We start from the raw sequence: 10938 nt of genomic DNA, 5'->3' as shown, positions 1-10938 counted from the left end.
GCTAACCAGGAGGCGTAGGACCCATGTCCAAACGCGATTATTACGAAGTCCTGGGTGTCGATAAAGGGGCTGATCAGAAAGAGATCAAAAAGGCCTACCGCCGCCTGGCGCAGAAATTTCACCCTGATCGAAACCCAGACGATAACACTTCCGCGGAAAAATTCCGTGAAGTGTCGGAAGCTTACGAAGTCTTAAGCGACGGCGAGAAGCGCGCGGCCTATGATCAATTTGGTCATGCGGGTGTGGATGGCCAGGGCGGCGGCTTCGGCGGCGGTGGTTTTGGTGGGGGTGGCGCTGGCGACTTTAGCGACATCTTCGGCGATGTATTTGGCGATATCTTCGGGGGTGGCGGCGGCCGTCGTCGTGGCCCTAATGCACCCGCTCGTGGCTCGGATCTGCGCTATAACCTGGAGCTTGATCTGGAAAGCGCGGTGGCCGGTACCACGGTCGATATCCGTGTGCCGCGCCATATTGAGTGCGACCGGTGTGATGGCGAAGGCGCCGAGCCTGGTTCAACCAAGGAAACCTGCCCCACGTGCCACGGCCACGGCCAGGTGCGCATGCAGCAGGGCTTCTTCGCGGTACAGCAAACCTGCCCGACCTGTCACGGCAGCGGCCAGCACATCAAAGTGCCGTGCCACAAATGTAACGGCGAAGGTCGGGTGCGTGAAACGCGTACGCTATCCGTGAAGATTCCGCCGGGTGTCGATACCGGTGATCGTATTCGTCTGAACGGCGAAGGTGAAAGCGGCGTTAACGGTGGCCCAGCGGGCGATCTGTACGTTCAGGTCTCTATCAAAGCGCACCATATCTTCCAGCGCGATGGTAAGAACCTGCACTGCGACGTGCCGATCAATTTTGTGGATGCAGCCCTCGGTGGCGAGCTTGAAGTACCTACGCTCGATGGCCGTGTGAAGCTCAAAATTCCGCCCGAAACCCAAACCGGCAAGCTCTTCCGCCTGCGCGGTAAAGGTGTGAAACCGGTTCGCGGCGGCGCCCCGGGTGACTTGCTCTGTAAAGTCGTCATCGAAACCCCGGTCAACCTCGGCGATGAGCAGCGCGACCTGCTGCGCAAATTCCAGGAAAGCCTGGAAGGCAGCAATAGCCACAGCCACTCACCCAAGAAAACCGGCTTCTTCGATAGCGTGAAGAAATTTTTTGAAGAGATGAAGCCTTGATCCTGACGTAGTGGTAAGCGTTAGGTTCCGTAGACCCTCGGCTCAGGCCGGGGGTTTTTGACGTTTAAGGAACATAAAGCGTAATGGATAGCTTGCAAGAAAGACCTGCCTTGGGTATCTGGCTCAGAATCCTTTCCGGGCTGCTGTTTACCGGCATGCTGGTGTGCATTAAAGCGGTGAGTGATGAAGTGCCGGTGGGGCAGTCGGTGTTCTTCCGCTCACTGTTTGCGTTGTTACCCATTGTGATTTTCCTGGTGATTCGTCGGGAGTTTCCAGGCGGGCTGGGCACACGGCGCCCGCTGGGCCATGCGCTGCGCTCGGGGCTGGGAGCGGCAGCGATGTTCGCTTCATTTGCAGCGGTAGCCCTGCTGCCCGTTGCAGAGGCAACGCTGCTGGCTCAGCTAACGCCGGTGTTTATGGCGGTAGGTGGAGTGCTGCTATTGGGCGAGAAGTTCTCGTTCTTCCGAGCAGGCGCCATTGTACTGGCGCTTGCCGGTATGGCGGTGCTGGTATTGCCTGGCCTTAATGCCAGCGCTGAAAGTGGCCAGATGACCGGCTATGCGTTGGGTGCGCTAAGTGCGCTGCTAACGGCGGGGGCGCTGCTCACCGTCAGGCGAATTTCGCGCACCGAGACCGCTGCGTCTATCGCCTTTTACTTTATTCTGGTGTCTGCACTTGCGGGGCTGGCCACGCTGCCCTTGGGGTGGGCGGCACTTGACCCGAAGGCGTTTGGGCTTTTGGTGCTCTCGGGGCTGTTTGGCGGGGCGGCGCATATTGCGATGACCCTGGCGTTACGCTACGCCGAAGCGTCGCGGCTCGCACCGTTTGAGTACGTCGCGCTAATTTGGCCGGTAGCGGCTGACTGGGTGCTGTTCGGTATTCCGGTATCGAGCAGTTTTCTGTTGGCGCTGCCGCTAATGTTGAGCGGGGTGGCGCTTGCTGCCCTGGAAGGCCGACGTTTTAAGCGGCTTTTTCGAAAATAAGCTAAAGCGGCGTTGTTTCCACGCCGCTTGAAGGTGTCTTGCGTATCTCTTTCTCCCGCCAAATGCCGCTTTAATGTTGCGATGAATTGTCACGTCTCCTATGTTTTAAATAATAGTTAGCACGTTATATGGTTTAGCGGAATGTGTACGCTGACTGGAATGGCCCGCGCTCATTCAACTGCTCCCGCAGGCGGGTCAAGACAATTCAAGGGAACCGTGATGAGCAATAAAAACGATACCGCTAAGCCTAGCGGTCTGACTCGAAGAGAACTCCTGGGATCTTCGGCAGCGCTTTTAATCGGCGCTTCCAGCCCGGTTCAGGCGCTGACTGTTAAAGGAACGCCCGAGTGGAAACCCCTGGCCAATAACGCCGTGCCGCCGGTCGATACTGACGCCGGTTGGCAATTTTTCACCGATGAGGAAGCCGTAACGGTCGAGGCCATCGTCGAGCGTTTGATTCCAGCCGATGATTTAAGCATGAGCGGTAAGGATGCCGGTTGTGCGGTGTTTATCGACCGCCAACTGGCCGGCGCCTACGGCGGCTATGAGCGGCTCTACATGCACGGCCCTTTTCAGGACGGCACGCCGGAACAGGGCGACCAGTCTGCCTTGACCCCCAAGCAGCGCTATCGCCTGGGGCTGGGTGCACTCAACGACCACTGCCGTAACGAACATGGCGCCACCTTCGCTGAGCTAAGCGGTGAGGCGCGCGATCAGATATTGGCTCAGCTGGAGGAAGAGGAAATTCAGCTCGACGATATCGACTCGCTGGTATTTTTCGAGATCGTGCTGCAGAACACCATGGAAGGATTCTTTGCCGACCCGCTTTACGGTGGTAATCGTGACATGGTGTCCTGGAAGATGTTGGGCTTTCCCGGTGCCCGCTACGACTACCGCGATTACGTTGAACGACACAATGAAGATCTGGGATTTGAGCCGGTAAGCATCGGCGGCCGTCCTGACTGGCAAGCGTAGGGATACATTGATATGGCAACCAAACTACCTCCCACTGATGCAGTGGTGGTCGGGCTCGGCTGGGCCGGCGCGATTATCGCCAACGAACTTGTCGATGCAGGGCTTAGCGTTGTGGGCGTCGAGCGCGGCCCGTGGCGTGATACGGCCAAGGATTTCAATATTGCCTCGGTCACCGATGAGCTACGTTACTCGCAGCGCCAGGAATTGATGCTGCGCACTGCACAGAACACTATCACCCTGCGTAACAACCCGACGCAGACGGCGCTGCCGATGCGCAAGTGGGGCTCGTTTCATCCCGGCAACGGCACTGGCGGCGCGGGCAATCACTGGGCGGGGATCACGTTTCGTTTTCAGCCCGAAGAGTTTCGACTACGCAGCCATCTGGAAGAGCGCTATGGGGCGAACTCCATTCCCGACGAACTTTCCCTGCAAGACTGGGGAACCGACTGGAGCGAGATGGAACCGTTTTACGATGCCTTCGAGAAGATAGCAGGTACGTCCGGACGAGCGGGTAATCTGGTCAGTGGCAAGCAGGCCGGCGGCAATCCGTTTGAAGGCGTGCGCTCAAGCGACTACCCAACCCCGCCGCTCAGGCAGCCCTACTCACCGACGCTATTCGCTGAAACGGCACGCGAAATGGGCTATCAGCCGTTTCCGGTGCCGTCGTCGCTGGTTTCGGAGACCTACACCAATCCGCTCGGCATCACCATGGGGCCGTGTACCTTCTGTGGCTTCTGTACCAACTATGGTTGTGCCAACTACTCCAAGGCCAGCGCCATCACCACGGTATTGCCGACGCTGATTCGCAAGAACAACTTCGAAGCGCGTACCCACTGCGAAGTGCTGCGGGTCACTACCGACTCCGACGGCCGCCGCGCCACGGGTATCGTCTATGTCGACTCCGCCGGTCGCCAGTGGGAGCAGCCTGCCGAAATCGTGGTCATCGCTGCGTTTACCTTCGAAAACGTGCGTCTGATGCTCACCTCCAACATTGGTGAAGCCTACGATCCGACAACCCGCCGAGGCACCACAGGGCGCAACTACGCCTACCAGACCGCCAACAGCGTGCAGCTCTTCTTCGATGACAAGAATTTCAACCCGTTTATAGGCGCTGGCGCTGTGGGCATGGGCATTGATGAGTTTAACAACGATAACTTCGACCATTCGGGCCTTGGCTTTTTCGGCGGCGGCAGCACCCGGGTAACACCGATCGGCGCGACACCGATCCAGGCACGCCCTACGCCGCCGGGCACGCCACGCTGGGGCTCCAACTGGAAGCGTGCCACGGTCGATAACTACGCCAGTACGATGTCGATCGGCTGCGAGGCGAGCAACTATTCGTCGCCTAACAACTACCTATCGCTGGACCCAACGTACCGGGATCGGCTGGGCAGGCCGCTTCTGCGAATCACCTTCGATTTCACCGACAACGATCTCAGAATGGCGCAGTACGTCACCGAGAAGACCGCCGAAATCGCCCGGCGCATGAATCCGCGTGAGATCGTAGCCAGCCCGCGTGTCGGACCCTGGGATGGCCGTCCCTATCAGTCCTCGCATGTGGTTGGCGGCTTCGTTATGGGCGCCGATCCGGGTACCAGTTCGGTCAACAAGTACCTGCAGGTGTGGGACGTGCCCAATCTGTTTGTGGTGGGCGCCTCCGCCTTTCCGCAGAACCCGGGCTACAACCCGACCGGCACGGTAGGCGCGCTGGCCTTTAAAGCTGCCGATGGCATCATCAACCACTACCTGCGTAATCCCGGGGAGATGATCAGCACATGAAAACGCTTATGGGATTATCGCTTGCAGGCGTGGCGCTTTTGCCACTTTCGGTATGGGCCGCCAGCACGGAGTATCAGGATATTGAGCGCGGGCGCTATATCAGCGTGCTAGGTGACTGTGCGGCCTGCCATACCGCCGATGACAGCCAGCCATTTTCCGGTGGCGTTGCGCTTGAAACCCCTTTCGGCACGCTTTTGGCGCCTAATATCACGCCCGACCCTGATACGGGGCTTGGTCACTGGCGCTATGAAGACTTCAAGGCGGCCATGACCGAGGGTATCGGCAAGGGCGGCTACCATCTTTACCCGGCCATGCCGTATCCGTCTTATACGCTAATGCCCGAGAAGGATATTCATGACTTATGGTCTTATCTGCAGACGGTCACGCCTGTCGAGAATGATGTGGAGGCCAACCAACTGCCTTTCCCGTTCAGTATTCGGCAGGTGATGATGGGCTGGAACTGGCTTAACTTCGATGAGAAGACCTTTGAGCCCGACCCTGAGCAGTCGGACGAGATCAATCGCGGCGCCTATCTAGTTGAGAGCCTGGGGCATTGCGGAACCTGCCACACTCCGCGTAATTTCATGGGCGGCGAAGGCGGTGACAAGTTTGCCGGCGCCACCATTGAAGGCTGGTACGCTCCCAACATCACCCCGAATGCGCATGTCGGGATTGGTGGTTGGAGCGAAGATGAGCTGGTTGAATATCTGCAAACCGGTGGTAATCGTTTTGACTTCGCCTCGGGGCCGATGGCCGACGAGGTGCACCATTCATCCCAACACTGGACCGACGACGACCTGTATGCAGTGGCGCGCTATCTGTTGAGTGGAGCAGGCCTTGAGTCAGACGACTGGGATCGCGAGCCACCCGAGCCGCTATCCGAAGATAACGCCCAGGTCCGGGCAGGTAGCCATATCTACTTTGATCGCTGCTCGGGCTGTCATACGTCTGATGGTGGCGGCGAGTACGGCATCTTCCCGCAGTTGGCGAGCAATCCGGTGGTCAATGGTGATAACACGAGTTCATTGATACGGGTTGTATTGGCCGGCAGCCGCCCGGTTGCTACCGATGCCAAGCCCACGGCGCCTGCCATGCCGTCGTTTGCCTGGAATCTGAATGATGAGGAAATCGCCAGCGTGCTGACGTTTGTGCGCAACAGCTGGGGAAACGCCGCGGCGGCCGTTTCCCCAGGAGATGTGGCGGATATGCGAGAAGCGCTGGCGGGCGAATGACGCTAGCCGCAAGCGCCTTGCAGGGATGAAGCGTTAAACCGCTTCTTCGACGATAAGCTGAGGGCGGCCCTTCGAGCATGGCTCGATGCGTGCCGCCACTTTATACACCTGGCGCAGAAGCTCAGGAGTAATCACTTCTGCGGTGGGGCCGCAGGCAATCAGGCGGCCGTTTTCCAGTACCATGGAAGCATCGGTAAAGCGTAGCGCATGGCCTAAGTCGTGCAGTGCTACCAGAATCAGCATCTGGCGTTCATCCGCCAGGCGGCGTAAAACCGTCAGCAGATTGATCTGGCGGTTCAAGTCGAGCGCGGACGTGGGTTCATCGAGCATCAGAATTTCGGGCTCTTGTACCAACGCCTGGGCGGCGCTCACCAGCTGGCGCTGCCCGCCGCTCAAGTCGCCAATGTCACGCTCACCAAGCGAGGTGATATTAAGCTCTTCAAGCGCACGGTCAACCTGTGCCAGATCCTCTGGCTGTACTTTCAGGCTGCGCCCCTGCATGCGCGCAAGCAGCACCGATTCATACACCGTGAGTACCGCTTTGGCGCCGGTGTCCTGAGGCATATAGGCCACCGGACGCTCGGCGCTGGTGCCGTTGATGGCCACATTACCGTCACCTTTGATCAGGCCCAGGATACGCCGGAAAAGCGTTGACTTGCCTGCCGCATTGGGGCCGAGAAGCGCTACCACCTGCCCGCCCTGAAAGCTGGGCGTGGTGATGTCTTCCAGAATAGCGCGGCGTCCGTAGCGGGCCGACACACGGGTTAACTGTAGGGTTACCATGAAGCCTTCTTGTGGTTGAGCACCAGAAACAGGAAGAAGGGAATGCCCACCAGCGAGGTAATGATGCCGATGGGAATAATTGTGCCCGGAATGATGATTTTGGAAATCACCGAGCCAACCGAGAGAATCAGCGCGCCGCAAAGCGCCGAGCCGGGTAGGAAGAAACGCTGATCTTCACCCAGCAAAATACGTGCAATATGCGGCCCCACCAGGCCGATAAAACCGATAGTGCCCACAAAGGCCACTGCAACCGCGGCAAGCAGTGATACAAGCACCAGTACTTCTAGGCGCAGCGCGCGTGGCTTAACGCCCATGCTTTCGGCTTTGGCATCGCCCAGGCGCATGGCGGTCAGTGCCCAGCCGTGGCGGGCAAGTAGCGGCATTACCGCAGCGAGAATGCCGAGTGCGATCCAGAACTTGGGCCAGGTGGCCTTGGTCAGACTGCCCATGGTCCAGAACACCACCGCCGAAACGGCCTCCTGGCTTGCGAAAAACTGAATCAGCGCCATCAGCGAGTTGAAGATAAACACCATAGCGATGCCGAGCAGTACGATGGTTTCTACCGTAACGCCGCGCTTTAGGCTCAGAGCGTGGATAAGAAACGCCGTGAACATGGCCATGATGAACGCGTTGAGGGGCACCACGAACTCGATGGCGGCGGGCACGATAGCCACGCCAAAGGCAAGCCCTAACGCCGCGCCGAAGCTTGCGCCAGCGGAAATACCCAGGGTAAACGGGCTCGCCAGTGGATTGCTTAGAATCGTCTGCATCTGTGCCCCAGCAACGGAAAGGCTCGCCCCGACCACCAATGCCATCAACGCCACCGGCATGCGGATTTCCCAGAGAATCACTCGCGCCTGTTGGCTGACGTTTTGAGGGGTGAGCAGGGCGGCGATGACTTCGCCTAAGCTGTAACGCGCAGGGCCCAGCGCCAGGTCGACGCATAGGCTGAAAAACAGCGCGACGACCAGGGCTGCCAAAATCATCTGGCGACGAAATACCTGGCTACGATAAAAGGCGCGCGCTTGAGAGACAGGCGCTGCCGTCGTTGTTTCAGTCATCATTGAGTGATACCCAGTAGCCAGGCTCGTAGTCGATAGGCAGGAAGCGCTCGTGGAGTTCTTCCATGGTGGCTTCGGGGTCCAGGTCCTCAAATAGCTCAGGGTGTAACCACTTGGCTAACTGCTGGATGGCCACAAAATAGTAGGGGCTGTTGTAGAACTGGTGCCAAATCGCATGGAAATTACCCGACTCTACCGCCTGAATGCCCGTCATCGCGGTGCGCCCGGTTAACGCTTCAAGCTTGTCATGGGCGGCCTGCATATCGGCGCCAGGCCCCATGCCCACCCAGTCACCGCCGGGTACGTAGGCGTCCCAGTTGCCGCCGGTTACCACCACGTGTTCAGGGTTGGCGGCAATAATCTGCTCGGGGTTTAGCGTGCCAAAGCTGCCGGGAATAATCCCATCGGCAATGTTGGTACCACCCGCCAGCGTTACATACTCGCCAAAGTTGCCGGGCCCAAAGCTCATACAGCACTCATCGGAATAGCCGCCGGCGCGGTCGATAAACACGCTGGGCCGCTCAGGGTTGGCCTCTTCAATCACATCGGTAACGCGGGCCAACTGAGCCTCGGCGAAGTCGATAAACTCTTCCGCCGCTGCTTCATCACCCATGATCTGGCCCATCAGGCGCATGGAAGGAATGGTGTGTTCGATCGGGTCTTCGCGAAAATCGACATACACAATCGGAATGCCCAATTGGCCAAGCTTGTCATCGTAAGCGGCATCTTCGGTGGCCACCTTGGCTTCAAGGTTCATAAAGACGATGTCAGGGGTAAGCGACGCGGCCTGTTCGACATCGAAGGTACCGTCTTTAAAGCCGCCAAACGTGGGCAGTTCTTCGATCTCGGGAAAACGTTCGGCATAGCGCGCGTAGTTATCGGGGTCTGCCTGGGAAAAATCTTCACGCCAACCGACGATGTGCGAAAAAGGCGCTTCCGGCTCCAGCAGGCCAAGCAAATAAATTTGCCGCCCTTCACCCAAAATAACCCGCTCGGCGGGGCCATCAAGCGTGACCTGGCGACCGGTAATGTCGGTCACTGTGATGCTGTCAGCCGCGGCATTCGTGCAGCTTATAACGGCTGCCGTGCCAATCAGCGTTTTTAAAAAAGGGAAGGTCATGGGCGTATTCATCACTTATGGATAGACGGGGCCGCTGGGGTATCTCACGCGCAAACTGATGGCAGCGCTAACCACATCGACGCGGTATAAAAATTTTTGAATATAATTCGCATTCGCATGTTTGGGCATTATCATGGAATCCAGTTTAACTGTCGAGATGCCGACTGCTTGATCATCGTGTTTGAAGGTGATGAACGCCTTGTTGCGCTATCGTTTCATTAAGTATTGGGCAGCTAATAACGTTCCTCCTATGCTAGCCCTGTTATTTCTTATCCAATGGAGAATTCGTTATGCCGTTATCGCGTGCTGAAATTGAGACTACGTCCGGTGAGCGTATTATCAACCGGCTGTGCAAGCACTGGGCACATAAGCTGGAGGTTGAACACAGCCAGCAGGATGGCAAGATTGTATTCCCTGACAAGGGCACCTGCCTGCTGCACGCCGAAGCTGACAAGCTGACGGTGTCGATCGAAACGCTGGAAGAAGAGCATCTCGATCAGTTAGAAGGCGTGGTGGAAAGCCATCTTGTACGGATGGCGAAGGATGAAGAGCTGGTTGTCGTGTGGCAAAACTAGCCTGCGGCTTGCGTTAGCGCGGATTCGCGCGAGGCGTCTGGTATAATCACCGCCCAGTTAATGCATGTTTGATAAGGCATTGCCCGATTCGACGTAACACATCGCAAAACGCAGGAGTTCGCATGACCCGAGTTGCCATTGTAGGCGTGGCTGGCCGTATGGGCCGTACGTTGGTAAACGCTGTAGAACAGGAGGCTGACGCCACTCTGGCAGGCGGTATTGTCGAACCAGGCAGCTCCCTGGCAGGGGCGGACATTGGCGAGCTGGCGGGCGTTGGCAAACGCGGCGTTAACGCCGTGGATTCGTTAAGCGCCATTGTCGATGACTTCGATGTGCTGATCGATTTCACTGCCCCGCAGGTCACGCTGGCGAATCTGGCATTTTGTGCCGAGCATGGAAAGCGCATGGTGATTGGTACCACGGGGATGAGTGATGACGAGCTCGCACAGCTGGATAGCTATCGTGACAAGGTAGCGGTGGTGTTTGCCCCCAACATGAGCGTGGGCGTCAACCTGACGCTGAAGCTTCTGGAAACCGCGGCGAAAGCGCTAGGCGATGAAGGCTACGATATCGAAATCATCGAGTCGCATCACCGCCACAAGGTCGATGCGCCCTCCGGTACGGCGATTAAGATGGGCGAAGTGGTAGCTGAAAGCATTGGCCGCACTTTGAAAGAGCACGGCGTGTTTGAACGGGTAGGTCAGTGCGGGCCACGTACCGACAAAGAGATCGGCTTTGCCACTGTTCGCGCGGGCGATATCGTCGGCGAGCATACGGTGATGTTTGCAACCGAAGGCGAGCGCATCGAAATTACCCACAAGGCCTCCAGCCGAATGACGTTTGCCAAAGGCGCCGTTCGTGCGGCGCGCTGGGTCGCAGGCCAGTCAGCCGGCCGCTACGATATGCAGGATGTATTAGGCCTGGAGTAAGGCGGAATGCCCGGGCTGCTCCAAGCATTTTTACGCTTTAATGGTGATTAATAGCTAATCCAGGGGTAGTCGGCGGGCCCCAAATCCTGTAACATTTCAAAAATTTTGGCCGGGTGGCTTAGAAAACTCAGACGGCGCGCTTGTTGCGTTGGCCAGCCCACAGCCTGCCCCGACCGCTCGGCTATTTGCGTTAAATGAGCGGCTCTGAAGGGTATAGAACAACAAGCGGGATGAAACCGATTTTTTTATCGGCTTCGTCCCGCTTTTTTACGACCCGAGTTTTAATCACGCTCAAGCGTACGGGTCGTGGATAACGAAGTAAT

10 protein-coding genes are annotated in these 10938 nt (G+C 57.7%); 7 read left to right on the top strand and 3 right to left on the bottom strand.

Translation table 11 applies throughout. The features are described from left to right. The first annotated feature begins 23 nt into the window (after positions 1-23). The 5 genes from dnaJ (at position 24) to INT33_RS09695 (ending at position 6147) form a co-directional block, all read left to right on the top strand. Complete coding sequence (gene dnaJ / locus INT33_RS09715; protein WP_018917578.1) at positions 24-1178, top strand: molecular chaperone DnaJ; 1155 nt, start codon at positions 24-26, stop codon at positions 1176-1178. 83 nt (positions 1179-1261) lie between these two features. Next, positions 1262-2161 (top strand): DMT family transporter, encoded by a 900-nt coding sequence (locus INT33_RS09710; protein ID WP_192537977.1) that lies wholly within the window; start codon positions 1262-1264, stop codon positions 2159-2161. A gap of 219 nt (positions 2162-2380) precedes the next feature. Next, positions 2381-3136: a gluconate 2-dehydrogenase subunit 3 family protein gene (locus INT33_RS09705; protein WP_192537976.1), complete on the top strand. Its 756-nt coding sequence runs from the start codon at positions 2381-2383 to the stop codon at positions 3134-3136. Between the two features lie 12 nt (positions 3137-3148). Next, positions 3149-4915, top strand: coding sequence for a GMC family oxidoreductase (locus tag INT33_RS09700; protein WP_192537975.1), 1767 nt, complete (start codon positions 3149-3151; stop codon positions 4913-4915). Next, positions 4912-6147 carry a c-type cytochrome gene (locus INT33_RS09695; RefSeq protein ID WP_192537974.1) on the top strand — a complete coding sequence of 412 codons (1236 nt, stop codon included), beginning with the start codon at positions 4912-4914 and terminating at the stop codon, positions 6145-6147. The genes INT33_RS09700 and INT33_RS09695 overlap by 4 nt, the downstream gene beginning before the upstream one ends. Positions 6148-6180: 33 nt before the next feature. Here the strand turns inward: INT33_RS09695 and INT33_RS09690 are convergent, their stop codons facing one another. The 3 genes from INT33_RS09690 to INT33_RS09680 are packed head-to-tail and all read right to left on the bottom strand — an operon-like array spanning position 6181 to position 9111. Then, the gene (locus tag INT33_RS09690) at positions 6181-6930 is read right to left on the bottom strand and encodes an ABC transporter ATP-binding protein (protein WP_192537973.1); all 750 of its coding nucleotides are present in this window, start codon (positions 6928-6930) and stop codon (positions 6181-6183) included. After that, on the bottom strand, positions 6924-7991 hold the full coding sequence (locus INT33_RS09685) for a FecCD family ABC transporter permease (RefSeq protein WP_018917572.1): 1068 nt from the start codon (positions 7989-7991) through the stop codon (positions 6924-6926). Before INT33_RS09685 ends, INT33_RS09690 begins: the two co-directional genes overlap by 7 nt. After that, positions 7984-9111: an ABC transporter substrate-binding protein gene (locus INT33_RS09680; RefSeq protein WP_192537972.1), complete on the bottom strand. Its 1128-nt coding sequence runs from the start codon at positions 9109-9111 to the stop codon at positions 7984-7986. Before INT33_RS09680 ends, INT33_RS09685 begins: the two co-directional genes overlap by 8 nt. Before the next feature lie 290 nt (positions 9112-9401). On the opposite strand from INT33_RS09680, the gene INT33_RS09675 reads away from it, so the two are divergent. Together INT33_RS09675 and dapB are read left to right on the top strand one after the other, a co-directional pair. Beyond that, positions 9402-9686, top strand: a complete 285-nt coding sequence (locus INT33_RS09675) for a DUF2218 domain-containing protein (protein ID WP_192537971.1) — start codon at positions 9402-9404, stop codon at positions 9684-9686. Positions 9687-9808: 122 nt separating this feature from the next. Next, complete coding sequence (dapB, locus tag INT33_RS09670) at positions 9809-10615, top strand: 4-hydroxy-tetrahydrodipicolinate reductase (protein ID WP_192537970.1); 807 nt, start codon at positions 9809-9811, stop codon at positions 10613-10615. The last annotated feature ends 323 nt before the right edge of the window (positions 10616-10938 follow it).

It is taken from the genome of Halomonas colorata, from assembly GCF_014897985.1.
In the GTDB taxonomy this organism is placed as follows: domain Bacteria; phylum Pseudomonadota; class Gammaproteobacteria; order Pseudomonadales; family Halomonadaceae; genus Vreelandella; species Vreelandella colorata.
The sequence above is the reverse complement of the archived record's forward strand: the minus strand, read 5'-3'. Positions and strand labels throughout refer to the sequence as shown.